The sequence below is a fragment of the Virgibacillus profundi genome (assembly GCF_002287375.1).
Classification (GTDB): domain Bacteria; phylum Bacillota; class Bacilli; order Bacillales; family Amphibacillaceae; genus Virgibacillus_K; species Virgibacillus_K profundi.
In genome coordinates this window covers 41,989-68,148 of record NZ_NPOA01000003.1, presented here as the reverse complement: position 1 = coordinate 68,148, position 26,160 = coordinate 41,989, and the positions used below count along the sequence as shown (strand labels likewise).

The window sequence follows — 26,160 nt, the reverse complement described above, 5'->3', positions numbered from 1 at the left end:
TAGGGGGAAGTTAATGAAAGTAAACATTGATATTGATAATAAATATGAGGAGACTTCTGTAACGATACAAGCTAAAGAATGGACCGAGGATCTTGAGGAGATTGTTAAAGTAATTAAGAAAAGGAAGCAACAGCGTCTATTTGGCATTGATTCCGATCAAACAGTACTTCTTGATCCTCATGAAATTGATTTTATTTATGCGGAAAAGAGGAAAATATTTGCTACCCTAAAAGATCGCCATTTTGAAATAAAAATGAAGCTTTATGAAGTAGAAGAATTCTTAATTCACCACGGATTCATGCGTTTCTCAAAATCGGTTATTGGTAATCTCAATCGCATTGAACGGTTCGAATTATCATTTAACGGGAACCTTTGTGTTTACTTTCAATCGGGTAATAAAGAATACATTACTAAAAAATATGTGACGCCAATAAAAGATGAACTGATCAAGGGAGGGCAATAACATGATCCTTGAAATAATAAAACGCAGTATGATAGGAATAGCTATTGGCGGTATATTTACCTTCATTGCCCTAACTATTATGAAATTCAATGGTTTTGAGTCAACAGTCTCCGAAATTTGGATGCACATGGGAGCAAGCTTTTTAATCGGCATCTACTTTGGCATATCTTCACTTATCTTTGGAAATGATGATAGCAATATGTTACAAAAAACAGTTATTCATTTAATTGCTTCTCTTACAGTTTGGTATATTATTGCATTAAGTGTAGGTTGGATACCATTTACAATTGTATCCATTATTATTAGCACCCTAATATTCATACTCATGTACATGTTGAATTGGGCTGGATATTATTTGTATTATAAGAAAGTGGAAGCTTCATTAAACGAACATTTACAGAATAAAAAATAGAGTGGATTCTTGTGTAGATTTGCAAAGTTGAGAGAAATCCCCTTTAAGTTGAGAGATAAATGTATTTAGTTGAGAGTAACTTAATTAAAGTTGAGAGATAATTATATTTTCCAGCCTTATGTCTCAACTTTGGACGTAGGTCTCTCAACTCTGAGCAAATATCTCTCAACTTCAAGTATCTTCTTGCCAGTTATGAGCCGATAAAAGCGTAAGATATCGAAAATAATTAATACCTCTGTTACACTGGATATATAAATATGGAGGGATTTTCATGCGATTAAAAGATAAAAAAGTTATTGCACTTGTCGAACATGATTTTGAGGATCTGGAGCTTTGGTATCCGGTATTGCGACTTCAGGAAGAAGGTGCACAGGTAGATCTGGTTGGTAAGGAAGCTAAAACGAAATATATCGGAAAATATGGTGTTCCTGCTGAATCGGCATATGCATTTACTGATATTAATGCAGATGATTATGATGCCATCCTGGTACCTGGTGGCTGGGCGCCGGATAAATTAAGACGCTATTCGGAAGTACTTGATTTTGTTCGTGACATGAATAAAGCGGAAAAACCGATCGGACAAATCTGTCATGCTGGATGGGTGCTTATTTCAGCAGATATTTTACAGGATAAAAAAGTAACAAGTACACCTGGAATCAAAGATGACATGACTAATGCAGGTGCAACATGGAGTGACGAAGCTGTAGTTGTTGACGGACATATTATATCAAGTCGCCGTCCACCGGATCTTCCACCATATGTGAAGGCATTTGCTGATAAACTGGCAGACAAATAGAGAAAGAAGTTGTATCAAAGAGAAACTTTGATACAACTTCTACATTATTATCCATCACCTGAGTTTTCTTTTGTTTTTCTTGTTGTCTAAATTAAGAAACTCACTTTCACTCGAAAATTCAACATCTCCCCTTTGCTTATTATGTTTATTATCATTGTTTTGCTTCCCTTTATCTTTATTACGATTTTTATTTTGATGTGACATGACTCAAACCTCCTTTTTAATTAGAAAAATCAACTGAATTCCACTTTCGAAATTATGTTGTCCTTTTTTGAAAAAATAATTCGATAACTACTTAGCTTTACACTTAGTAAGCGGTTTCATATAATGGTGATAACAACAGTAAATTTTCGGGAGGGATATAATGAGTCAAATTAAAGAAGGCACTTTATTATGGGAGCCTAACGAAAGCTGGAAACAGCAGTCAAATATTTATGACTATATGAACTGGTTGAAAGTACATAAAAATAAGGAATTAGAAGATTATCATTCCCTTTGGGAGTGGTCGGTTAATGATATTGAATCGTTTTGGGAATCCCAATGGGAGTATTTTGACATTCAATCGGATCACCCTTATAAGACAATTTTAACATCACATCAAATGCCTGGTGCCAAATGGTTTCCCGGAGCAACCATCAATTATACCGAGCATATCTTCAGAAATAGACAAATGGATAAACCAGCTGTTATTTATAAATCAGAATCTCGAAGTACAGCAGAAGTAACATGGAAGCAGCTCTACGAAAACACAGCAGCACTACAGCAAACCTTAAAGGACCTTGGTGTACAAAAAGGTGACCGTGTTGTTGCATATGTGGCTAATATCTATGAATCTATCGTTGCTTTTCTTGCTACAGCAAGTCTTGGGGCAGTTTGGTCAAGTGCTTCACCTGATTTCGGAACACAAAGTGTCATTGATCGGTTTCGGCAAATCGAACCAAAAGTAATGATTACAGTCGATGGCTATTGCTATAGCGGAAAAAGCTTTGATCGTACAGAAGTTGTAGAAAAAATCCAATCAGCGCTTCCAACATTAAAAGCTACAATCGCTATTCCTTACCTTCATGAAAATCCAGATTTCAGCAATCTGAAAAATGTAATTCTCTGGAATGATGCCATCCACTCAAATGAGCAACGCGCTCTTATTTACGAATATGTCGAATTCAATGATCCGCTTTGGGTATTATTTTCCTCAGGAACAACAGGAAAGCCAAAACCAATTGTACAAAGCCAGGGCGGGATTTTACTTGAGCATCTGAAGGCATTGACTTTTCATGTAGATTTAGGAGAAGACGACCGCTTCTTCTGGTTTACTACTACTGGATGGATGATGTGGAATTTTCTCGTTGGCGGTCTGCTTACAGGCAGTACTATTATTTTATATGACGGAAACCCTGCCTATCCCGATAAAAAAATGCTCTGGAAATTTGCAGAGGAAACAAAGATGACAGTGTTCGGAACTAGTGCAAGCTATCTTACAGCATGTATGAAGGATGAGATTAAGCCTTCAGATGAATTTGATTTGAGTCATTTAAAAAATATCAGCTCTACAGGATCTCCACTACCACCGGAGGGCTTCAACTGGTGCTACGAAAATGTGAAACAGGATTTATGGATTGCATCTGTCAGTGGAGGAACGGATGTGTGTACGGCATTTATTCTTGGAGCACCAATTTTACCGGTTTATGCAGGTGAATTGCAATGTCGTGGACTTGGGGCAAAAATTGAAAGCTTTCAGGATAATGGTGAACCGAAAATAGAGGAAATTGGGGAGTTAGTACTTACAGAGCCCTTCCCTTCGATGCCAATTTATTTTTGGAATGATGAAAGTGGTGGTCGACTGCATGAAAGCTATTTTGATGTGTTTCCAGGGATCTGGTGTCATGGAGATTACTTAAAAATCACTGATCGGCATACATGTGTTATTTATGGTCGATCGGATGCAACGATAAATCGTGGCGGAATTCGGATTGGTACAAGTGAAATATATCGTGCAGTCGATCAGGTAAAGGAAGTTTCTGACAGCTTAATTGTCGATATTCCAACAGATGATGGCGAATCCTTTACCCCATTATTTCTGGTAATGAAGGAAGGGCATACTTTAACTGAAGAGATTAAACAAGCGATTAAAAAACAAATCCGCACACAATGTTCACCACGACATGTACCAACAGGATTTTACGAGGTTTCTTATCTTCCTAAAACATTAAACGGAAAAAAGTTAGAGATCCCTGTTAAGAAAATATTGATGGGTAAACCTGTCGATAAAGTTGTAAACAAAGGATCACTGGGAAATGAAAAGGCCTTGGATTTTTTTATTGAATTCGCTAAAAAACTAAACAAAATAGCAAAATAATGAAAAAGTGTTCTCGCTTTGGGGAACACTTTTTCTGTTTCATGCCATTCTCTTCTGTGTACCTAGACTTACCAACACATATGCCACAAACGAAACTACTACCGGTAGAACAACAGAATGCAGACCAAAAGGCTGTGGGAAAAATGTATCTGATAAAACATATAACCCTACACCAACGATCATGGAAGCAAACGCTCCATATTTATTTCCTTTGCTCCAATAAAGACCCATAATTATTGGCCAAATAAATGCTGCCTCTAAACCACCAAACGCAAATAAATTTAACCAAATGATCAAATCAGGCGGATTCAGGGACATTAGAAATACAATAATACCCAAAATCGCTGTAATACCAATACTTAACCGCTTCACGCGAGTATAGGAGGCTTTCGGTTGTATATAATTCAGATATACATCTTTTACAATGGAAGAACTTACTAATAACAATAATGAATCCACACTCGACATGATTGCTGCCATCGGAGCAGTTAACACAATCCCTGCAAGCCACGGTGGCATTACCTCAAGTGCAATCAATGGCATTACTTTATCACCAACCTCAATCCCTGGTAAAATCGGACGTGCAAACACACCAATCAAATGCATATTTAACATGATAAATCCAACAACGATCGTACCAATAATTAATGCCCGATGCATTGATCTGGAATCTTTATAGGACATTGCCCGAACAGCTATTTGCGGCAATGCAACAACCCCAACCCCTACCAATATCCAAAAAGATGAAACGTATGCAGGTGTAAGACTGCCATCCGCACCATATGGTGTAATTAAATTTGGATTTTCAGCCGTAAGATCTGCCATAATTTCAGATATTCCACCACCGGCAATGATCGTTGCAATCAGTAAAACAAGTGTACCAATAAACATCACACTACCCTGAATCGCATCTGTTAAAGCTACTGCACGAAAACCACCAATTGTTACATAAATCAATACAGATAATGCAAATATAAATAAGGCCGTTGTGTACGATAAACCAGTCAGTGACTCGATTAACCTCGCTCCACCAATCCACTGTGCTGCCATTGCCGAAAATAAAAACACAATAATACTAATAGCTGAAAACAGGACAACCCACTTGGATTTATATCTTTCCTTTAAAAAATCTACCATTGTAACTGCTTTATATCTTCTTGTTACGATTGCAAACTTTTTCCCCAAAATCATGAGCACAAAATAACCTGTAGCAACCTGTGACATCGCTAGCAGCACCCAGCCTAAACCTTCGTTATACGCAACACCAGGACCACCGATGAAACTGCTTGCGCTTCCATAAGTTGCTGTCATTGTCATCGCTAAAACAAACCCACCAAGACTCCGGCCGCCTAAAAAGTAATCATGTAAAAATGAATTTGATGTTTTAAGACTTCTGCCAGCCCATAATCCCACTGCAAATATAATCACTAAAAATACAAATAACGGAATAATTGCCTGCAAATTCATTTGTTTTCCCCTTCTTCATCAAACGGAATATCTACAAAAAACTTTTTTACAATGACTGTTACCAATACCGCCATTACGATAAAACCAACGACACAACTATAAAAAAACCATGCAGGCAACCCAAAAACAAATGTGTACTCTGAAGGATCCTTGCTCCCCATTCCATATGCGAATGCATACCACCAGATGAAATTAAAAATTACTAATCCGACACCGATCAATGCTTCCCGATTTGCAATCTTAAAATGATACTCATCATTTTTCACTTCGGAACCCCCTTCAACTTACCTATAAGTGCGTGTTCAAAAAAGAGGATATAAAGGACCGAGTAGTTCGAGGCGGCGCAGCTATGAGCACCGGAACGTATGCAATTAATACGTGAGGAGCGGAATAGCAAGCCAACGAAGAAATTCGATGTGTCATTTTTACCGGACTTTTTGAACATCCCCTATAAACAATATATCGCAATAACTCAAGGATTGTAAACAGAAAAATCCGACAAATGCCTGGTACTTGCCGGATACTATAAACCTATAAAATTAGACTTTTAGAAAAAAGTGTGGAGTAGTCAAGTTTTTGCATGACCGCAAATGGAATACACTTGCTTTCCGCGGGCGGTTAATGACTCTCCTCATGCTTCTTCTGAATAAACTGGTAAATTACTTTTCAGAATAAAGTTATGTTACGCCTAAACCCTTTGGACGTCAAACGTCATAAAATATCAAAAATAATTAATTTTAAAATCAATCTGTATTTACCTTTAATCACCAAAGGATACCTAGTATACTTTATAAGTTATTCTTTTTATTTTAACTATCTTTCAGAGGTGGATTTACCTTGTTATTTATAATTGGATTTATTCTTATATTCTTCCTTCTTTACTATTTATTTAGTAAAAGAGTTATATTAGTCGAAACAGTATCAGCTGCAATTGTCATGGCGATCGGTGTGTTTAGCTTAAATGTTGGACCTAATTTCAATGTAGACGTCATATGGTTTAAGGTTTTAGCATTAATAGCCATATCGATTTGGTCATTCTTTATGGTGTCCTATGTTATTTCATTCATTACGAAAAGATTTAAAGCGTTACATTATCAGCATCTGATAGGTCGTTTTCGAATCGGCACATGGGTAGCAAGTACATCTGTAACTGTAATTATTATTAGTAAATACTTCCCCTTATTCGATCGAGTCATCATACCATTAGTAATGATAAATACGTTATTATGGCTATTCTTTTTAGCAATATCCATTAGAGCTATGATAAAAATTTTCATCAATAAATTGGGTAAAAACGTTAATGGTATTTTATTTTTGACAACTGTTAGTACACAGTCACTTTTACTTATGTATAACAATGTATGGGCGAACTTCAATCTCTATATAAATGAGATCTTGATTGCTATAGGTTTTTTGTTTTATTTCTTATGTATCTTTATGATAATGAAACGTTATATTAAATATAATTGGAAGCTAATAGACGACTGGGGCGCGCCAAATTGCATGTTTCACGGGGCTTTGTCAATCATTGGTTCTACCATAGTTATTACAGAAGTATTCAGTCTGAGTAATGTACTGATTTTTTGGTCTGTAGTACTGGTCATTTTTATTGTTCATGAGATAATTGAAATAGTGCGAGGGCTACTGCGAGTAAGACAATATGGTTTTATAGAGGGACTTTGTGTGTACGATCACTCTCAATGGTCAAGGATTTTTACATTTTGTATGTTTTATACATTTACACTCAAAATTAATATCAACTATGATATTTCATCTGCTTGGGTTGCTTCCGGTCAACAAGCAATTCTTGCCTATGGCAAATGGGTAATTGCAATGCTTTTGATCATTGAAATTGGCTTATTAATTCATGCATTATGGAATTCTCAGAGAAATACTGAAATCGCAATTCAAAATAACGTATAAAAAGGGATTCAGTCAAACTAATGACTGAATCCTTTTTTAAACTATTAATCTTCTAAGCTAACCTTCAACACTTTATCTTTAACGTCGATCATTTCAAAGACTCGCGATACTGTACCATTTGTTACGACTAAAGTTACTTCTTTTTCTTTCAAAATATCCACTTGCTTCTTATTAAGCAATAACCTTCTCGGCTTTTTCTCATTGTAGATATTAATGATGAGACGAACGCCATCATCAAGTGCCTGTAAATCCTTCGTATGAACAGTAGCTGTACCATTATTTTTCTTCGGCTCCACTTCTACCTCTGGCTGTTCATCACCCGGGTCACCTGGTTCTTCTGTGGTTTCAGTAATTCTTCCTTCAGATCCATAAACTATCGGATTCTCTTCTGAACTATTCAAGCTTTCCACGAAATCAACTGTTGCATCGATATCTGCAGGACCCATTTCCGGATTTTGTCCTAATTCCTTAATCGGCCCTTCAGATGTTCCCATATAATTATTTACTGTTAAGGTATATACTTCATCCAAGTCAATTGGTGTACCATCAGGAAAGGTAATATCTACAACTTCACTTAGTTCCGAATTCCATGTGTAATGTAATCCACTAATACTGTAGTCCGGTCCATAAATTGGTGATAGTTGCTCATTAATAATTGGATAAAGATCGGCACCTGTAACCTCAACTGTCATTAGTGTATTTCCGAATGGCTGGATGTTATAAAGATCACCCCAGGTTACTTCACCCTTAGTGAGGTCATCCCTGATTCCACCACCATTCATCATTGCAAAATCACTATCCATTGCCCAGTTCATACCGTCAGCAATCAGGTTACCTAAACCATGATCACCATCATTTGTGTAATCACCTGTTAAATCATTCGCATTAAAACCAATTACCTCATTTATAATCGGGGCAATTTGACTTTCATACTTTTCCAGGATAGCTGTTACATTGGCATCAGCAGTGTAGTCACTTTGTTTCACAAAAACTACTTCTGCCTCTTTGCTTACAATATCACCTGTCGTACGATCTATTTCTAAATCAACGTCTGCAAAGGCTTTTCCATATTCATTCGCCTGGACAATTAATTTATTATCAACTACTCCATCAACAACCTGGTGATTATGTGCTGCAAAAATCACATCAACAGCATCATTAACATTTCCCGCAAGATCAGCTGCTTCACCTGTAGCTCCATCACCGGATTGATCAGCAGGAATATGTGCTAACACAACTATTGCTTCAATTCCCCGGGCAGTAAGTTCTTCTACCGCATTATTCACAGCTTCTGTTTCATCTGTAAACGCAACACCCTCAAGTGAAGCAGGCATAACCATGTCCACTGTTGCTTGTGTATTTACGCCAATAAAACCAATTTCCACACCATCTACTTCTTCTACATAGTACGGTGGTAAGAATGTTTCACCTGTATCTTCATGTATACAGTTTGCACATAATACCGGGAAATTCATGCCATCATAATCTTCTGTTCCAAGTTCATCAGGATGTTCCCCGCCTTCAACCATGCGTAGTAATTCATCAAGACCTTCATCAAATTCATGATTTCCAACTGTGCCAACATCAAATCCGATTTCTTCCATTATTTCTACTGTTGGCTCATCCTGTAACAAGCCAGAAACTGGGGAACTTCCACCAATCATGTCTCCCGCATGCACCTTTAAGGTATTTGGATTTTCCTCTTCCCGCTCTTTCATAGCAGCAGCTGTAAAGTCCATGCGACCATACATGTCCTCAGTTCCATCTTCGTCCGGATCAAGCATGTACTCCTGATCAATTTTTCCATGGAGGTCATTCAGGCTTAACAATTGTAGTTCTAAAATATTCTCATCCGGATTCTCTCCATCGCCAGCTGGTGTGTAGCCATATGATTCAGCTTCAGCTGCATTTGAGAAGAATATTCTTTTCTCCACCGGAACTTCTGCCCAATCATCTGGGACTACATATTCCATTGTGTCAGAATTTCCTACATAACGCAGAAATCCTTTTTGATCATCATTTGCGCGAAAGGCAAAAGGAAGTTCCAATAATGGATTTTCAGGATTCCAGATTCCCAGTCCTGCATCCTTCGCTTCTTTTACTGCATGTTGATATTCAGGATATACTTCTTCGTTAAATGGTGCGATAAAGTAAGTTGATGCATAACCCTGTTTTACCATTTCCAAATTAATATTCATTCCATCATCTTTACGGATGATTTCAGCTAGTATTCTACCATAATCATCTGTAGGCTCATCTCCAACCTTCACCAGTATTTCATCACCTGGCTGAATTAGTTGACTAATACGATCTGTTGCTAAATCACCGTAATACTTTTGATTTTCGTTTATTTCATCCCGAGCAGGATCATCATTATGTGCTGCATATGTTTCAGCTGTATCCATGTTCAGAAAACGAACTCTCGTTTCACCAAATACAGGAGTTGTAATTCGAATTGTATCCCCATCTGTAATTCTTTCAACAGTGGTTTCATAGTATCCCGCTGCAGAAGGTGGTTCTGGCTGTTCATCTGCTAACTGAATGTCAGCCTGCTCTGTCGGAATAAGCTGATAACTATCGTATTGACTTACAATCGCCGTAATATCATACCATGCATCTGATTCTACTTGAGAGATGTCCAATGCATTCTCCATAACCCTTAGTGTTGCTCCATTAAAGTCGTCATCCACTAATGAAACATTATATCCACCACCTGCAGGACTTCCAGGAATGTTATTAATAAATCCATTTACCTGTACTAATTCACCCTCATAGGATTCAGCTATTTCAGGGTTCTGAAGGTCTTCCAGTGTAATTTGCTGAACCTCAGGCAATGCCTGTCCTGTTTCCATTACTTCTATTGTTGCTGGAACAACTTCCTTTAACCCATTATAGGAATCTAGTTCCCCAGCTACTTTTACCCTATCTCCCTTTTTGAGATCAGGTAATTCTCCTTGTTCATATGCAAAAATATTAATGCCGCCAGTAGCATCTTGAATGTATGTTGAGAACTGGTTGCCATTACTGATTGCAGCATTGTCTGCTATTACAATTCCTTCAACCGTTACAGCCGTCCCATCTGGTAAATTACGAGCATCTCCAATTGCATACTCATCTCCAGGATCTCCAGGTTCTTCGGGAGGGTCTGTCGGGTCAACACCATCCATTGTATGGCTTCCAAGATATGCAAACGTATCTTTAGCATATTCAGACCATTCGGCATCATCATAGGATGGAGTTGGCTCTATAATTGAAGGCTGCCTTACAAGTGTTACATCTTTTGCAAAATCACTATCCTCGCCGACTACACCCAACACATCAATTTGATTCTCATTCTTTTTTAATACAAGTGCGTCATCACCATTAAAATTAATGACCGATGAATTTTCCAAGTCTGTTTGGTTTAATATTTCCGGGACAGCACTTTTATGTGCTATAACAAATACTTCACCATGTTCTAATGTCCCTGATAATGTAATGGACTGACTCGCTTCAGTAGCCCCATTACTATACAATTCTACCTGATAGCCGGACAAATCTACTGCATTGCCTGTACCATTGTAAATTTCAATCGCTTTGTTGAAGGAACTTCCTTCAATATACTCTGAAATAAATAAATCCTCTGCAACCGCCTCGTCACTTTCCGCTGAAGCCGTGATAGCAAAAACGTTTGAAAAATTCATAAAAACCAGCGTGAAAATCAAGAAAAGATTAATGACCCTCTTTACAGTAGAATTTCTCATTGATACCCTCCATTTTTAATAGTTTTATATCCTATTAAATTAATAGGACACACTATTAATATGGCACATTATGCCATCATAAACAATTAAGTTTTTGTAAAGTTCCGGTAAATTAAGACTACTTTTTATTAAAACAGTTATATGTACCTATATATAATTCCTTAACGTCAAAAAAATAAGAGACCCTGAAAAAGGATCTCATTATTTGATAAAATGGATAACCAATGGAAATCTATATCTTTCACCCTGGTATGATTTGACCGCTGCAATTATGGTAAATACAACTGTCATAATACTAAGTACAATCAGCATAAGTATTCCAACCAATAAAATGATCAATATAGAACTGATAATGCCATAAATAATATAGGAAACTATGAAATTAAAATATTCCTTTCCATGATAATCAACAAATTCAGATTCCTCCCTTTTTAAAAGCCAAATGACTAATGGCCCCAAAACCGGGAAAGGGAGGCTTAGAATATAGATCAACATGGAAAAAAGACGTTCATCTTCTGTGCGCATAACATCTTCCTCCTTTATGTACAATAATATTTGTATCATATAAATATGCTTATGTGAATTAATTATATGTTCCGATTTATACTTTTAAAACAATTACAATTGAATTATTAGTGATTTACATATATAATGTTTATTTGTACGGGGCATTAGCTCAGCTGGGAGAGTGCTTGCCTGGCAGGCAAGAGGTCAGGGGTTCGAGCCCCCTATGCTCCATTATCGAAAGGTTAACAGAAATCCTGTTAACCTTTTTTATTTTCATTAAAACTTCATATTCCTATCGCATCATAATAAGAAGCAAAGAACAGGAACAACTAAACTAACTCAAAATAACTAAAAACGAAGCCTTTTTATAATCAGGCTTCGTTTTATTTTCATTTATTAAAATTGACTATGAGGCTGTCGGATGATATTGCTTTTGCGGTAAAACAAAGAAGTCTTCACTTGAGGCTGCACCAGTTTAACGTTTCAATTGCACCAATTTAAACATATCTGTATGATTATCTAACTGTGACTGCACATGCTTAAAATTGCTCCTGGTTTCGGTCATGAAATTATCAAGTTTCTCATCCATTCGATCCATCTTTATTGAAAAATTTGCTTGATTTAATGCAAGAAGCTCTAAGCTTGAAGCAAACTCATCCTGTTTAGATGATAGTTTATCCTGATTTAATTCGAGATGACTTTGATTTAATTCTAGTTTCTCCTGATTTGAAGCAAGTACACTTTGCCCTTGTTTTAACTCTTCCAATCGATCCAATATAATATTTACTTTCTCCTCCACCTCACTCTGCACCTCCTTTCATTTCCCATATTATATCATTATTTTCTTGATATTTCATTAAGTCATTCGCTTCTTTCTGCATTTTCCACTAAACTAACTGCATACTTATCCATCCGCTCTTCCATCAGCTTATTCGTAAGTTCTGTTACTCCAAATGCTTTCCATCCTGGATAAACTTCAGGTGGTCCGAAAAGCACATCAATCAGCGAAATCAAATCCCAATATGGATCATATACATAATCTGGTCCGGCATAACCCTGATATGCTGACAAAAATTCATCAGCCGTTTCAACATCATACAGCATGGCCAAATTCCACCTGCAATGACCGACGTCAATCCCAGCAGGTCCCATGCATGCATTAACCCAATCAACTACTCCACTTACAGAGCCACTTTCCCAAAGCACATTAGCAGGATGGTAGTCCCGGTGAATAAAGCATTCCCTTGCTTTTGGCGGTGCCCCTTTTACCATTTCAATTACTTTTTTCCATGTGCCGGGAACACTTGACCAACCTGGCACTTCCACCTTACCCATATCATTATAGCTAAAGTATTTCCATGGAAAGTCACTGATATCAACAGTGTGTATTTTTACTAGTTCTTTTGCCAATCCATCAATCCATTCACTCATGTCTTGTGGTTTCAGTTCAACAGTACCCGTAACCTTTGACATTAAAACAAGTGGAACACCACATACCTTCCCACGCTCTTCATATGCAATTACTTCAGGTGCAGACAACCCTTTATCAGTTGCCCAAAATAAACTTCCTGCTTCATGCAGGGCAAGATCCGGTTCTTCCTTCAGCCACTCTTTATTATCATATTGCCGAACTACTACTTCCTTCATTTCATCAGTTAATTTAAGCGTTAGTTTATGCAAGACAGAAGAAGTACTGCCCTTTAACCGCTCAATCGAAACAATAGCTGCATTTTTTCCAACAGCACTTACTACCCATTTCTGTATTTGTTCAGATAAATAGTCCATTTAAGATTCACTCCACCACCTATTTATTCTCTGGAAATTTCCCAATCTACTTCAAACCTGCCTTTTGCTTCATCACCATGGAGAACAATATAATATTCGCCATCCTCCAAAGCCTCAAATGCCGACTTTTCGCCTCTACTTTCCATACCTGCATGATTGCCTTTTTCATCTTCAAAATGGTATCCCCAGCCGCCACTTTCATCATATATATTTACTTGAAATATAATTACTTCCCCCTTTTCAAGGTCAATTGGAATTTTATGTTCTCCATGAAAGTAGTCAAATGTCGATTCAAAACCGAATGAATTTCTTTCTTCCACCCAATTCTCCTTATCCGTAAAATCAACTATTGAAATAACGATAAACAGAATTGGCATGCCAATTGCAAAAATAATTGATAGCCAGAATCTGGGCTTAATTATTTTCATTCCATAATAAAATAAAAGTGCAGCTGCAGCCCCTATAGATCCTGCAATCAGAAAATAAATAATATGGTACATCGGAATAGCAAAAACAATACAGCCTGCAAAAATATAAAGAAGAACAATCCGGCTTTTTAGTTTTGGCCACAACTTTATAATCCCATCGATAATAATTGAGCAAAGTATTGCATACACATAAAATGCTGCCCATAATAATGGGTTGGAAAGCAATTCTGATAGCTCAAAAAGATCAAATGAAATCATAAAGGTCATGAAAACTATAAATACCGAAAATGAAAATCCCGCACCTATAAGCTTTGTATACAGGTAAAAAGGGAACTTTTTGCTGTTAAATTTATCCATCAACTTCACCCCCAAGTTCATTCTCTTTCAATTCTACATTGTTTGAAATCATTTAATACAGAAAAACTCATCAAAATCCAATAAAGATCATCTGTAGGCAGTGTCATTGAGTTATATGTAAAATTTGATCAAACGTTTGATCAAATTTTATAGAGATCATTAAAAGACAAATATTACCCGCTAAAAATAGATCTCTCTCTATTTTAGTAAACCATCCACTTTCACATAAATATCCCCTATCTCTGAACTTCCTTTGTAAATGATCTACTTTATAAAATTATACAACACTTTATTTACCGGTTTATATGATTATGGTAAATATTAATTTTTATAGGTCTTCACTCATATTTTACCGGTATCTTATGACAATCACCATTTTTTTTGTTATGCTTGTAAAGAATTGAACATTTAAACAAAACTACTAGGGGTGCCCAATTAACGGGCTGAGAGGAAAGCACGCATAAGCTTTCCGACTCTTACGGACCTGATCTGGTTAATGCCAGCGGAGGGAAGTAGTCGGACAATACGTCTATTCTATTTCAGCATACCGAAGCCAGGTCCTTTTTATGGATCTGGCTTTTTTGATGCCCCTATGATGAAGGGAGGAAAATGATGAATCGGACACGTTTATTAACCACCATGGCTGTTTTTGTAGCAATTGGAACAATAGGAGCACAAATTCTCTGGTTTCCTGCCGGCGTTGCAAGAGCTTACCCTGTGCAGCATGCTGTCAATGTAATGGCAGGGGTAATGCTTGGTCCCGGTCCAGCAGTTGTAATTGCTTTTATGATCGGTTTATTAAGAAACTTATTGGGGATTGGAACATTATTAGCATTCCCCGGTGGTATGATTGGTGCGTTTTTAGCTGGCTATCTTTACCTGAAATTCGGAAAAAAAGGGTGGGCTGTAGTTGGTGAATCACTAGGTACCGGGATAGTTGGCTCACTTTTCGCAGTACCATTTGCTAAAATTCTAATGGGAAGTTCCGTTGGGGCATTTGCCTTTCTACCATCATTTCTGGTAAGCAGTATAACCGGAGCTTTTATCGGCTGGTTTATTATTTCACGTGTTAAGCAGGAAAATTTAATACGAATTTAACTGGAAACTACTGGGGGCGCTACTTGAGGCTGAGATAAGGAATAATCCTTAGTCCCTTGGAACCTGATCAGGATAATGCCTGCGCAGGAAAGTAGTCGAGGACAATGAATCCTCTATTAATCTACTTAGACCCCCTAGCAGCTTCCAAACTACTAATTAGGAGGCTTTTTTAATGACATTCACAAATGATTTACCGAAAGGCTCAACAACACAAGTCCCATGTGCACTTACAATTGCTGGTACCGATCCGAGTGGCGGTGCTGGTATTCAAGCAGACCTCAAAACATTTCAGGAATTAAAAACCTATGGAATGTCAGTGATCACATCAGTAGTTGCTCAAAATACAACAGGTGTTCAAGCTGTTCATCATATTCCTATTGAAATGATTGAGCAACAGTTGAACTCAGTGTTTTCCGATATGCCCATTCATGCATTCAAAACAGGAATGATCGCTAATGAAGACATCATGAAGGTAATCGCTGAAAAAATTTCAGGGCAGGATATATCCTATGTAATGGACCCTGTGATGGTTGCCACTAGTGGGGATCCTCTAATCGCAAAAAATGCACGCTATTTTCTACGACAGAACCTTTTGCCATTAACATCTTTAGTAACACCGAATATTCCTGAGGCAGAATACCTTACAGGAGAAACGATTGATACAGTTGAGGCTATGAAAGATGCTGCTGTAAAGATTGTAGAAGTTTTTGGCGCAGGTGCTGCACTGGTTAAAGGCGGACATATGGAGGGTGAAGCTGTCGATTTCCTTTATGATGGTTCAAATCTGCATACTTTTTCTGCAAAACGTATTCATACAAAAAACACACACGGCACTGGATGTACGTATTCTGCCGCTATTACTGCCTATTTAAGTCAGGGTGTATCTTTAATTGATGCTGTTGGAAAAGCTAAAGATTTTGTAACAGCAGCTATTCAGCATTCCTTCTCACTAGGTGCTGGAAGTGGCCCAACAAATCATTGGGCAACAAGAGAGGAAAGTGTAAAACTATGAATGCCGAAATCATTAATGACATTCGAAAAAATAGTCCGTTGATTCATCATTTAACCAATCAGGTTGTCATGAATTTTACAGCTAATGGATTACTATCCTTTGGGGGTTCGCCAATTATGGCAAAAGCAGAGGAAGAGGCAAGTGAGATGGCTTCCATTGCTGACGGTGTGCTTATTAATATAGGTACACTGACTGCCAATGAGCTTTCTGCAATGATTCTTGCAGGAAAAGCTGCAAATCAAAAAGGAATCCCGGTTGTACTTGACCCTGTAGGAGTTGCAGCTACCTCACTTCGTTCATCAGCTGTAAAACAAATATTAGAAGAAGTTAGAGTGGCAGCCATTAAAGGAAATGCCGGTGAAATGGCACATCTTGTACAAGTTCCCTGGCGATCAAAAGGGGTTGAATCAATTGGTGCTGGCAATACCGAGGAAATTGCCAGGAAAATTGCCAAAAGCTATCAAACTACTGCTGTAGTAACTGGCAAAACAGACATTATTTGCACAGGTAATACGACCATTCACAATGAAACCGGGCATCCTTTTTTAACAAAGGTTACTGGTGCAGGTTGTTTACTTGGATCTATTTTAACTGCTTGTTTAACAACAGATGCTCCTATCGAAGAACAAGCACTAACAGCAGTTGAATTTTATGGATTGGCAGCAAAATATGCAGCCAATCGTAATGATGTAACTGGTTCCGGCAGCTTTTCCACTCGATTTATCGATGCACTTTCATTAGAAGTTATTGAGCTGGAAAGGAGATAGATGATGAACAAACATTTACCATGGATTCTTCGCAAATATTTTATAATGGGGAGTCAAAATTGTAAAAGCGATCCTGTTGAAATACTGAAAAAGGCTGCAGAAGCAGGAATTACAGCTTTTCAATTTCGCGAAAAAGGTGAGGGTTCACTATCCGGGGACGCAAAATTGGAATTAGGCAAAAAGTTACGTGATGTTTGTCAGCAATATAAGATACCATTCATCGTAAATGACGATATGTATTTAGTAGATCAATTAGAGGCTGATGGGATTCACATCGGGCAAGACGATCTATCCGCAAAAGGGTTGCGTAAACACTTTCCCAATAAAATTATTGGACTTTCGGTCTCAAATGCTAATGAAGTAGCTAAGAGTCCAACCTCTTTAGTCGATTACATTGGGGCCGGACCTGTTTTTGATACAAGTACAAAGGCTGATGCAAAATTAGCAGTTGGTCTAGAATGGATAACATCATTAAGGAAACAGTTTCCCGAACTCCCCATCGTAGGAATTGGTGGGATCACGTCGGCAAATGCTGCTTCTGTAATTGAAGCTGGTGCAGATGGTGTGTCAGTTATTTCCGCCATTACGAAAGCAGACAATATAAAAAACGCAGTGAATGGTTTGTAAAGTGATAATCGTATGAAATTAATAAATGGGGGCAAAATTATGCCCCCAAATCTAAAATATTTTCGATTATAGTTGTAGAAACAACTTTCTACAACCGTTACTTATTTTTATCGGCATAAACGGCCATAGCGTCACGCATAAATACAGCAAGGCCTTTACCAAACTGATCGATATTTTTAGTAAAGCGTTCATCATCTACATACATTTGGCCAAGCCCCTTAAATGCATCCAATGAATAGTTACCCATTCTATTCAAAAAGTCATACCATTCTTTAATCCCTTCCTGGGCTACTTCTGAATCCGGAGCTTCATGGCGAATCTCGGCTAATTCTTTGTAAATCGAATTAAATTCGTCCTCCCATGCTTTCTTCTCATTTCTGGACAGGCTATTTATTTTGGCATTTGATTCATCAACGGCCTTATCGCCCCAGCGATCACGTGCTTCCTGTTCGTATGGGTTGCTGCTGAAATCAAAGCCTTCAAATTTTTCTTTATTACTCATTTCAATTTCTCCCTTCGAGTGTTGAATGGTTTTATCAATCGTCCGTATCATATTATCTAGTTTGCTTCTTTTTTCAAGAAGCGATTTTCGATGAAGCTCCAATGCTTCAGCTCGGTCAAACGATGGACTACTGATAATTTCTTTTATCTTTTTCAAAGGGAAGCCTAATTCTTTAAAGAATAGAATTTGCTGTAATGTCTCAAGATCACTTTCAGAATAAATACGGTAGCCTGATTCAGTTGTTTCTTCAGAGGTTAATAACCCAATTTCATCATAATGATGCAGTGTGCGCACACTTATTCCAACTAAATCAGCAACTTCTTTTACCTTCATGGTGAGAACCTCCCTTCAACTAATACTATAAAGTATAACGTAACGTTAGAGTCAATGGATGAAATGCTTTTTAATTAAAATAACCCACTTCAAATTTAATTTCAAAGTGGGTTTGGTGGTATTATTCTTTTTCTGTTAAAGCCTTTTCCTCTTTCATTGGCACTGCACGGTAAACAACAAATGACATAATGACAGCTATGACCGACATGGCAAAGGCTATAAAATATACAAGTTCAACACCAGCTACCATCGCTTCATTAACTGTGGCAGGATCTGTTGGGTTACTAGTTTTTTGCAGGAAGTTAAGTTGTCTTGCATTCATTATACTGATAAATACCGAGACACCTATTGCCCCTGCAACAGGCTGTAATGTTGTCATTACTGCCGTTCCATGTGGATACAATCGTTTAGGCAATTGATTTAATCCGTTTGTCTCTGCAGGCATCATAATTGCTGAGACAGTTAACATTAATAAGATATACCCTACAATTACAACCCATAGAGATGTATCTACCGTTAATCTGCTCATCATAAACATTGTTCCACTTAAAACAATTGTTGCAGGAATCATCAAAACACGAGGACCAAATTTATCAAATAGATGCCCCATAAATGGTGACATCATCCCATTTAAAATAGCTCCCGGAAGCAGAACTAATCCTGCAGTTGCTGCACTTAAGGCCAATGGTCCCTGCATATAAATTGGCAAAATAATCTCTGAAGCGAACATAGCCATGATGATAATTAAAAACATCAGAACAGCATGTGTGAACATTGGGTATTTAAATACCCTTAAATCCATTACCGGTTCTTCAAGTTTAAGTTGTCTAAGTGAAAATAAAACTATTCCAAGGACTCCAGCAATTATTGCAATATAAACATTTGGACTAAGAAAGCCTGCATCACTCTCCCCTACCGCACTGAAGCCATATACAATAGAACCAAACCCGATTGTAGAGAAAACAATTGACAGTATATCAATCTTCGGTTTTGTAACTTCTGAAACATTTACAAGATACTTATAAGCAAATGCAATAGAGAATATAGCGAATGGGATAACTGTGATAAATAAATAACGCCATCCTAAATATTCCACAATAATTCCTGAAAGAGTTGGTCCGATAGCAGGAGCAAACATAATAACCAGTCCGACTATCCCCATTACTTTTCCACGTCTGTGTGGCGGAAAAATTAATAAAAATACATTAAAAATAATAGGCATTAATAAGCCTGTTCCTACTGCCTGGATTAACCGACCAACTAACAAAACGGAAAAAGTTGGTGCTATAGCACTGATCGAAGTCCCAATGGTAAAAATGATCATTGTACTTAAAAATAATTGTCTTGTAGTGAACCATTGCAGTAATAAGGCTGATACTGGAATAACAACACCCATTACCAGCATGAACCCTGTTGCCATCCATTGAACAGTAGGCAATGTAATATTAAATTCATCCATCAGTGTGGTAAGCGCAATATTTAATAACGTTTCGTTCAATATTGCAAAAAAAGCCCCGATAATTACTGATAGCATAATCGGCATAACTTTTACGTCTGGATTATCCGCCAGGTATTCATACTTTTTTGGTTGATTATTATCTTTCATACTAAAATCTCCTTCTGTTTACAATCCATTCGGGTGATACTCAACTAATGTGCAGAGGAATAGGTAATCAAACTCCGGTTATATTGCGTTTTAAAGAAAATAAAAAGAGAGAGTCCCCCCTCCCTTTCATCTCTTTGTATGGATTTTTAAAGGCAGACCAATTCCGAATACTCTACACATGCAGAGCCTCCCAATGCTATTCAATTAGCCAAGCAATGATAAAGTATTGCGGAATTTAAAGATTGCCATTTTAGTAAACCCTCCGTTCAAAATTGTAGAGACTTATATTATCACGTCTTCACACGATTAGCAAGAACTTTTTGGCTCACATCTATGTGCCCATTCTTACTGGAATCATTCCCAAACTAGACTTGTCACCCATATAGTGAAGGGAGCAGGTTTTTAAGGGAGGAAAAATACGTGAATAATTATAATGATGAAAGACAATTTAATTTACCTGGCTACTTATTAGATCAAGTTTTAGGACCCGGTGGTGGCGGCGGGCAGTTTCCAGGAGGAGGTTCAACAGGTGGACAATTCCCAGGGGGAGGCTCCACTGGAGGAAACTTTCCAGGAGGCGGATTTCCTGGTGGTGGTTTTCCCGGTGGACCAGGCAGTCCCAGTGGCCCCGGACAGTTTCCTGGATTCCCTGGCGGTGGGCAATCAACCGGTGCACCTACTACCCCACCACCAAGCTTTACACCGGAACAGTCGCAATTTCAAACCAAAGCAGTAGATCCAGGCGGCATACGTGGCTGCTTGTTCCGATTCACCTATATATGGCTAAGAAGAGATTCTTTCTGGTTTTTCCCAACGTTTGTAGGAAGGAATTCCATCGCTGGTTTCAGATGGGCCGGTTTCAGATGGGTATATTTTGGAATTGATTTGGACCAAATCGAGTCCTTCCAATGCTATTAGATATCCCAAATTATTTAATTGATAGACATCAATACAAGCATAATTTTTCCTTCCTTCATAAGGTATAGCGAAGGAGGGATTATGATGAATCGATTGGCCACACTTTTTCTCACAGCCATTCTAGCAGGCTTTGCGCTAATCATTGTACCAGGACTTGCAGCGAGTTTCATCACTTCAACCGCCATAGCTAATTTATTGATAGCTGTGGGAGCAATTGCAGTAATTGTCTTTGCTGTAGCTCTACTGTACCTTGCAGTCAGAGCACTTTTGAGAAAGGAATGGACCTAAACTTAACGAAAGAGACCTTTTTTAAGGTCTCTTTCTTTTTCATGCAATAAATTCCCGTCCTTAAAATAATCAACACTTGTCCCCATTATAACTCTACATATTAAGTACCATTTTTACTTACTGGAAACACATGTATTTCTCACCGTATTCTAATCCTTCTCACATCGGGATCTTACCATACCCCTTTACTATAGATCTCAAGGAGGATGAAGATTATGGCAATTGAAATTTTCAGAAGAAGGGAACAAAAATATCTTATTACTAAGGAGCAATATCAGGAGCTCATCATGCAAATTGCACCTTATATGCGTTCGGACAAATTTGGCATTGATGGAAGGTATACAGTTTCCACCCTATATTTCGAAAGCTCGGATCACAAAATTTATTTTGAAACAAAAAACAAATTAAAGTATCGGCAAAAGCTGCGTCTGCGTGTCTATAACGACACCGACCTTAATAGTACAGCTTTTTTTGAAGTAAAACAAAAGCATAAAAAAGTAGTGAATAAAAGGAGAATGCTGATCCCGCTTCATGAAGCATATCGCTATTTGGATGAAAAGGAGGACTCGCTGGATTACTATGAAACTTCAAATCCACAGGTTTTAAAAGAAATAGATTATTTCCGCAAGCTTTACCAGTTGGATCCAGAAATGGTTGTAAGCTATGACCGGCATGCACTTCACTGTACAGATGACCCTGATTTAAGAATTACATTTGATTTAAATCTTAGGTGCAGGAAAGATAATCTATTACTGGAACATGGGCCACATGGCGTAAATTTTATAGATGACGATTTAGTAGTTTTAGAAGTAAAAGTAAACGACAGCGTTCCATTATGGCTAACACGAATCTTGCAAAATATAAATTGTGAACAAAGAAGTGCATCAAAATTTTGCACAAGCTTGGAATTATTAAAAAATGAAGCTTTGCCAAATGGCATTGTGAAGGAAAACGTACTTGTGGGAGGTATTTAATATGGAGATCATCGATCAGCTATTTAAAATTGACGGAAATGAATCAACTATATTTATGAGTTTACTTGCAATGGCAGTAGCAACCATTCTTAGTTTAATTATTACGAAACTATATCAAATTACATTTACTGGAGAAAGGTACTCCCAAAATTTCGTGCATACCATCATTATTATGAGTGTTGTTGTATCGGTAGTGATGAATGTTGTCAGCGGAAATGCCGGTGTTGCCTTTGGTTTATTTGCAGTATTTTCACTGATCCGGTTCAGGAGTGCCGTAACCGATGCGAAGGATATTGCATATATTTTCTTTGGTCTCTCTGTCGGTATGACTTGTGGATTATATCAATTTGACTTGGCAATTATCCTGACAGTTTTTGCATGTATCCTATTCTATATTCTTTATAAATTTGAATACGGGAAAGGTAAGGATACCCAAATATTAAAAGTAACTGTTCCGGAAAATTTAAATCATGAAAACCTGCTTGATGATGTATTCCAAACATTCACTTTAAGCAACTCCCTCAGGCAGGTGGAAACTACTAATCTGGGTACTATGATATTGTACACTTATGCGATCCGCTGTAAAGCAGGCACAAAGGACAGGGATTTGCTTGATCGTATTCGTGAAAAGAATGCCAATCTGAAAGTTTCATTAACATATATGGAAAGTGAATAAAAAAATATGGGAACCTCACTTGTGAAGGTTCCCTAATGATTATTTATTTACTTTTTTTCTCATTTCTCTTTCCCAAATGAGACCTTGTTCCAGCGCCATTTTTCTTGCTATTCTAGGTGCATTCCATAATGGAGGTAATAATAATAGCGACACGGGAACTGCTGTAATAACGATTGAGTTTTGGATAGAAGCAATGCTGCCCTCACCAATCGAAAGTATCATGACCGTTGTCAGGCCAAAAATCATTGCCCAAAATACCCGCAGCCATCTTTTTGGATTATCATTTCCAGTTAATGTTGCCGCAACTGTATAAGACATCGTGTCAACTGTTGTTGCAACAAATACGACGGAGACAAGTAAAAACCCTAATCCCATCCATAGGCCCAAAGGCATTTGATCTGTGATTGCCATTACTGCTGCAGGCATTCCACCTTCATTTAATGCATTCGAGATTGAACCCGGATTTTCCCTTTCATAAAAAACACCCGTTCCACCTACAACCGAAAACCAGAAGTTATTAACTAATGGAGCAACAATTGATACTGCAATAATCAGCTCTCTGATGGTTCTGCCACGGGAAATTCGGCTAATAAATACAATCAGCATGGGAGCATAACCGATGAACCAGCCCCAGAAGAATATAGTCCATCCACCAAGCCATGCATTATCCCCGCGAAATAGACTCATCGAGAAAAAGTTTTGCAAATGAACGCCCGTTCCACCTACAAATGCATCAATAATGAACATCGTGGGGCCGATAATAAGTGTTACAATTGCCAAGAAAATTGTAAACCCTACATTATAGCGACTGAGGGTAAGAATCCCTCGATCAACTCCGGTTGCAGCTGAAATCGCAGCTACTCCTGCAAGCACCAGTACGACAATAATACTTACTGTTAATGTATTGGGAACATCAAATAAATGATTAAGCCCGTACGAAATCTGTAATCCCAGGAACCCCAGTGGACCCAATGTTCCAGCAACAGTTGCTATGATTGAAAATATATCTGCCGATGAACCAAGTACACTATTCCGGTATATTTTTTCACCGAAGATCGGGTATAACAAGCCCCTTGGCCGTAAAGGCAATCCTTTACTATAATGCACATACATCATCACAATTACTGCAAGTGTTCCAAGAATTGCCCATGCCGTAAATCCCCAGTGCAGGAAACTCTGAGCAAACGCTGCATTCAAATTGTTAAACTCTCCGCCACCGAATAGTGGGGGTGAGCTCATATAATGATACATTGGTTCTGAGGCTGCCCAGAAAACGCCGCCACTCGCCAATAATGTAACTAAAATCATGGCGACCCAGCGGAAATAACTATATTTTGGTTTGGACTGTTTACCTAAACGAACTTTTCCATATTTTGAAAACGCCAAACCGAGCCCGACGAAAAAGTTCCCCAGTAATAGTAATTGCCAATAGGCACCAAATATGTCTGCAGAATAATCAAATAATGTAGTAATTGTACTACCAACTACATCACTGTTAATTAATGACAATACAATAAATAATATTAAAAATCCACCACTTACGATAAATACCGGCCAATCTAATCTCTTGCCTTTCTTTTCTAAATCCACGCTTTTCCTCCTAATTTTGTTAGGAGCAAGTGTCTAAACTATATATATACCTTTGTCATTTTAAGACCGTTGGATGGAAGTTGATTATCACATTCTTTTTCTTTCATAATAACCTTGACGAAAAACCATCAGCTTGCTCAGATTTTTAACACAGTTATTTATTATAGGTATAATCCGATTCATAGTCAAAAAAATCAACTATTTATCATGATTGATCCTAGTTTGCTTGTTTCTGTGCATTCATATACACAGAAAGAGCCTGCTGCAAAGAGCTATACGTTTTAATTTTCAAAGTTAATTCCCAGGCTTACCAATGTGTGGGAAACTTCCGGTCGGATGCCTGCTAACCTCAGATTGATTTTCCAGCATCCCCCTTCACCCCGGTTATTATTTAATTTTCCTTTATTATACTGTAAACTTCATAAAACTTATAACTATCGAAATTATCATTTGGTAAATTGGCTTATCGCCAATTCTTCATGCACTTATACTGTTTTTCCTTGAAAATTTCCTATTAGTAAAAAATACACAATCAGATCACCTAACTGTGTATTTATTAGAGAATTTCTTTACTCATTAATAATCCCATCAACTGTTTCTTCCACTTCGTCACGCGACATTTTTTCTTTACCGCTTTTCATTGCCTTTAAGGTCCGTTTTGCCAGTGCCAACGGAATTCTGCAAAATAAAAGAATGTTGCGGGTATTAATGTCTTTTATGTATTCATCTGCTTTACTTAAATTGTCTGTGGCATAGGCAAATAAATCATTTCTATCCCAGCCTTCAGGGATAAAGCTTACTCCACGGTCAGCATCTTCTTCCTGATTCCTGAGCATGTTAACTGCCTGCAACCCCCTGCCATATCCAATCGCAAGGTCCCGGTCCGTTTTTGTATTATCATACCACTCCCATATGTCAGAAAGCATTACACCAACCAATCCTGCTACATAGTATGTATAGTCATCCAGATCTTCTTTCGTATTTACTACCCAGTCCTTTTCAACCCAATCAGCCATCCCTTCAGCCATGATGCTTGTTGATTCTTTGATTTTACCTGCAATTTCCTCCGGACATATAGAAATCCAGTCACCAAGTCTTTTGGTAACTTCCGGTAAAAGGGACGCATATGGCTTTACCAGCTTTTGATAGGCAGTCCCATCAAATTGCTCATGTTTTAACAACTCACTGGTAGAACGGAGTAAGTACTGCTTTGTTTCTGCATCTAATTGGTCATGATCCTCTATTTCATCGATTGCACGCATACATAAATAGGCTGAGCCTACTGTTAATCTCAACGTTTGATTTAATAATTTTATTGGAATATAAAAAGTTCTGCTTGTAAGCTTAAGCATATGCATAGCTTCTTTTTGTAATTTAGCTTGATTACTCAACGAATTTTCCTCCTTTAAAACGTGAGGTATTTCAAGTATACCAAAAACAGCTAATTATTTCCCCATGTTTTGTCCAAAAGATTCGAACTAAATATGCGTAGACAGTTAATTCGTAAATCTTTCATTTCCATATATTTCTCT

Annotated in this window: 25 protein-coding genes, 1 tRNA gene and 2 riboswitches; of the genes, 14 read left to right on the top strand and 12 right to left on the bottom strand. The window is 37.7% G+C overall.

Annotation, left to right across the window (positions count from 1 at the left end; genetic code table 11):
• Positions 1–13: 13 nt before the first annotated feature.
• From CIL05_RS05225 to CIL05_RS05215, 3 genes are all read left to right on the top strand, one after another.
• Positions 14–463, top strand: coding sequence for a LytTR family DNA-binding domain-containing protein (locus CIL05_RS05225; RefSeq protein WP_095654471.1), 450 nt, complete (start codon positions 14–16; stop codon positions 461–463).
• Position 464: 1 nt separating this feature from the next.
• Positions 465–875 carry a DUF3021 domain-containing protein gene (locus tag CIL05_RS05220; protein WP_095654470.1) on the top strand — a complete coding sequence of 137 codons (411 nt, stop codon included), beginning with the start codon at positions 465–467 and terminating at the stop codon, positions 873–875.
• A gap of 271 nt (positions 876–1,146) precedes the next feature.
• On the top strand, positions 1,147–1,671 hold the full coding sequence (locus CIL05_RS05215; protein ID WP_095654469.1) for a type 1 glutamine amidotransferase domain-containing protein: 525 nt from the start codon (positions 1,147–1,149) through the stop codon (positions 1,669–1,671).
• A gap of 54 nt (positions 1,672–1,725) precedes the next feature.
• On the opposite strand, the gene CIL05_RS22065 is transcribed toward CIL05_RS05215, so the two are convergent.
• Positions 1,726–1,875, bottom strand: coding sequence for a hypothetical protein (locus CIL05_RS22065; RefSeq protein WP_165769045.1), 150 nt, complete (start codon positions 1,873–1,875; stop codon positions 1,726–1,728).
• A gap of 160 nt (positions 1,876–2,035) precedes the next feature.
• On the opposite strand from CIL05_RS22065, the gene CIL05_RS05210 reads away from it, so the two are divergent.
• Complete coding sequence (locus CIL05_RS05210) at positions 2,036–4,027, top strand: acetoacetate--CoA ligase (RefSeq protein ID WP_095654468.1); 1,992 nt, start codon at positions 2,036–2,038, stop codon at positions 4,025–4,027.
• 39 nt (positions 4,028–4,066) lie between these two features.
• Here CIL05_RS05210 and panF read toward each other — a convergent pair whose 3' ends face one another.
• Positions 4,067–5,494, bottom strand: a complete 1,428-nt coding sequence (panF, locus tag CIL05_RS05205; RefSeq protein WP_095654467.1) for a sodium/pantothenate symporter — start codon at positions 5,492–5,494, stop codon at positions 4,067–4,069.
• Positions 5,491–5,760, bottom strand: a complete 270-nt coding sequence (locus CIL05_RS05200; RefSeq protein ID WP_095654466.1) for a YhdT family protein — start codon at positions 5,758–5,760, stop codon at positions 5,491–5,493. The genes panF and CIL05_RS05200 overlap by 4 nt, the downstream gene beginning before the upstream one ends.
• A 571-nt stretch (positions 5,761–6,331) precedes the next feature.
• Here CIL05_RS05200 and CIL05_RS05195 point away from each other — a divergent pair.
• The gene (locus CIL05_RS05195; protein ID WP_095654465.1) at positions 6,332–7,417 is read left to right on the top strand and encodes a TDT family transporter; all 1,086 of its coding nucleotides are present in this window, start codon (positions 6,332–6,334) and stop codon (positions 7,415–7,417) included.
• A 44-nt stretch (positions 7,418–7,461) separates the two neighbouring features.
• Here CIL05_RS05195 and CIL05_RS05190 read toward each other — a convergent pair whose 3' ends face one another.
• Both CIL05_RS05190 and CIL05_RS05185 read right to left on the bottom strand, forming a co-directional pair.
• A complete protein-coding gene (locus CIL05_RS05190; protein ID WP_095654464.1) occupies positions 7,462–11,160 on the bottom strand; it encodes a 5'-nucleotidase C-terminal domain-containing protein in 3,699 nt (1,232 codons plus the stop codon).
• Positions 11,161–11,361: 201 nt separating this feature from the next.
• Entirely contained in the window at positions 11,362–11,685 is a 324-nt protein-coding gene (locus CIL05_RS05185) for a DUF4870 domain-containing protein (RefSeq protein ID WP_095654463.1), read from the bottom strand.
• Positions 11,686–11,825: 140 nt separating this feature from the next.
• Between CIL05_RS05185 and CIL05_RS05180 the strand changes: the two genes are divergently transcribed.
• Positions 11,826–11,898 (top strand) — tRNA-Ala (locus CIL05_RS05180).
• Positions 11,899–12,142: 244 nt separating this feature from the next.
• Here CIL05_RS05180 and CIL05_RS05175 read toward each other — a convergent pair.
• The 3 genes from CIL05_RS05175 to CIL05_RS05165 form a co-directional block, all read right to left on the bottom strand.
• The gene (locus tag CIL05_RS05175) at positions 12,143–12,466 is read right to left on the bottom strand and encodes a hypothetical protein (protein WP_095654462.1); all 324 of its coding nucleotides are present in this window, start codon (positions 12,464–12,466) and stop codon (positions 12,143–12,145) included.
• A 62-nt stretch (positions 12,467–12,528) separates the two neighbouring features.
• Positions 12,529–13,452, bottom strand: coding sequence for a phosphotransferase family protein (locus CIL05_RS05170; RefSeq protein ID WP_095654461.1), 924 nt, complete (start codon positions 13,450–13,452; stop codon positions 12,529–12,531).
• 23 nt (positions 13,453–13,475) lie between these two features.
• Positions 13,476–14,237 carry a hypothetical protein gene (locus tag CIL05_RS05165; protein ID WP_095654460.1) on the bottom strand — a complete coding sequence of 254 codons (762 nt, stop codon included), beginning with the start codon at positions 14,235–14,237 and terminating at the stop codon, positions 13,476–13,478.
• A 413-nt stretch (positions 14,238–14,650) separates the two neighbouring features.
• Positions 14,651–14,765, top strand: a riboswitch (TPP riboswitch).
• 84 nt (positions 14,766–14,849) lie between these two features.
• Between CIL05_RS05165 and thiW the strand changes: the two genes are divergently transcribed.
• The 4 genes from thiW (at position 14,850) to thiE (ending at position 17,741) form a co-directional block, all read left to right on the top strand.
• Complete coding sequence (gene thiW / locus CIL05_RS05160) at positions 14,850–15,335, top strand: energy coupling factor transporter S component ThiW (protein ID WP_095654459.1); 486 nt, start codon at positions 14,850–14,852, stop codon at positions 15,333–15,335.
• Between the two features lie 2 nt (positions 15,336–15,337).
• A riboswitch (TPP riboswitch) is annotated at positions 15,338–15,442 on the top strand.
• Between the two features lie 65 nt (positions 15,443–15,507).
• Positions 15,508–16,347, top strand: a complete 840-nt coding sequence (thiD, locus tag CIL05_RS05155; RefSeq protein ID WP_095654458.1) for a bifunctional hydroxymethylpyrimidine kinase/phosphomethylpyrimidine kinase — start codon at positions 15,508–15,510, stop codon at positions 16,345–16,347.
• Positions 16,344–17,114 (top strand): hydroxyethylthiazole kinase, encoded by a 771-nt coding sequence (gene thiM, locus CIL05_RS05150; protein WP_095654457.1) that lies wholly within the window; start codon positions 16,344–16,346, stop codon positions 17,112–17,114. The genes thiD and thiM overlap by 4 nt, the downstream gene beginning before the upstream one ends.
• Positions 17,115–17,741, top strand: coding sequence for a thiamine phosphate synthase (gene thiE / locus CIL05_RS05145; protein WP_095654456.1), 627 nt, complete (start codon positions 17,115–17,117; stop codon positions 17,739–17,741).
• Positions 17,742–17,838: 97 nt separating this feature from the next.
• Here thiE and CIL05_RS05140 read toward each other — a convergent pair whose 3' ends face one another.
• Both CIL05_RS05140 and CIL05_RS05135 read right to left on the bottom strand, forming a co-directional pair.
• Complete coding sequence (locus CIL05_RS05140; protein ID WP_095654455.1) at positions 17,839–18,576, bottom strand: MerR family transcriptional regulator; 738 nt, start codon at positions 18,574–18,576, stop codon at positions 17,839–17,841.
• Between the two features lie 121 nt (positions 18,577–18,697).
• Positions 18,698–20,182, bottom strand: a complete 1,485-nt coding sequence (locus CIL05_RS05135) for an MDR family MFS transporter (RefSeq protein WP_095654454.1) — start codon at positions 20,180–20,182, stop codon at positions 18,698–18,700.
• A gap of 420 nt (positions 20,183–20,602) precedes the next feature.
• Here CIL05_RS05135 and CIL05_RS05130 point away from each other — a divergent pair, with 420 nt between their 5' ends.
• From CIL05_RS05130 to CIL05_RS05115, 4 genes are all read left to right on the top strand, one after another.
• On the top strand, positions 20,603–21,100 hold the full coding sequence (locus CIL05_RS05130; RefSeq protein ID WP_095654453.1) for a hypothetical protein: 498 nt from the start codon (positions 20,603–20,605) through the stop codon (positions 21,098–21,100).
• 81 nt (positions 21,101–21,181) lie between these two features.
• Positions 21,182–21,388: a hypothetical protein gene (locus tag CIL05_RS05125; protein WP_240510123.1), complete on the top strand. Its 207-nt coding sequence runs from the start codon at positions 21,182–21,184 to the stop codon at positions 21,386–21,388.
• Between the two features lie 215 nt (positions 21,389–21,603).
• A complete protein-coding gene (locus CIL05_RS05120) occupies positions 21,604–22,362 on the top strand; it encodes a polyphosphate polymerase domain-containing protein (protein WP_095654451.1) in 759 nt (252 codons plus the stop codon).
• A 1-nt stretch (position 22,363) separates the two neighbouring features.
• A complete protein-coding gene (locus CIL05_RS05115; RefSeq protein WP_095654450.1) occupies positions 22,364–23,038 on the top strand; it encodes a DUF4956 domain-containing protein in 675 nt (224 codons plus the stop codon).
• 39 nt (positions 23,039–23,077) lie between these two features.
• On the opposite strand, the gene CIL05_RS05110 is transcribed toward CIL05_RS05115, so the two are convergent.
• Together CIL05_RS05110 and CIL05_RS05105 are read right to left on the bottom strand one after the other, a co-directional pair.
• On the bottom strand, positions 23,078–24,628 hold the full coding sequence (locus CIL05_RS05110) for a BCCT family transporter (RefSeq protein ID WP_095654449.1): 1,551 nt from the start codon (positions 24,626–24,628) through the stop codon (positions 23,078–23,080).
• A 569-nt stretch (positions 24,629–25,197) separates the two neighbouring features.
• On the bottom strand, positions 25,198–26,019 hold the full coding sequence (locus CIL05_RS05105) for a squalene/phytoene synthase family protein (protein ID WP_095654448.1): 822 nt from the start codon (positions 26,017–26,019) through the stop codon (positions 25,198–25,200).
• Positions 26,020–26,160 lie beyond the last annotated feature (141 nt).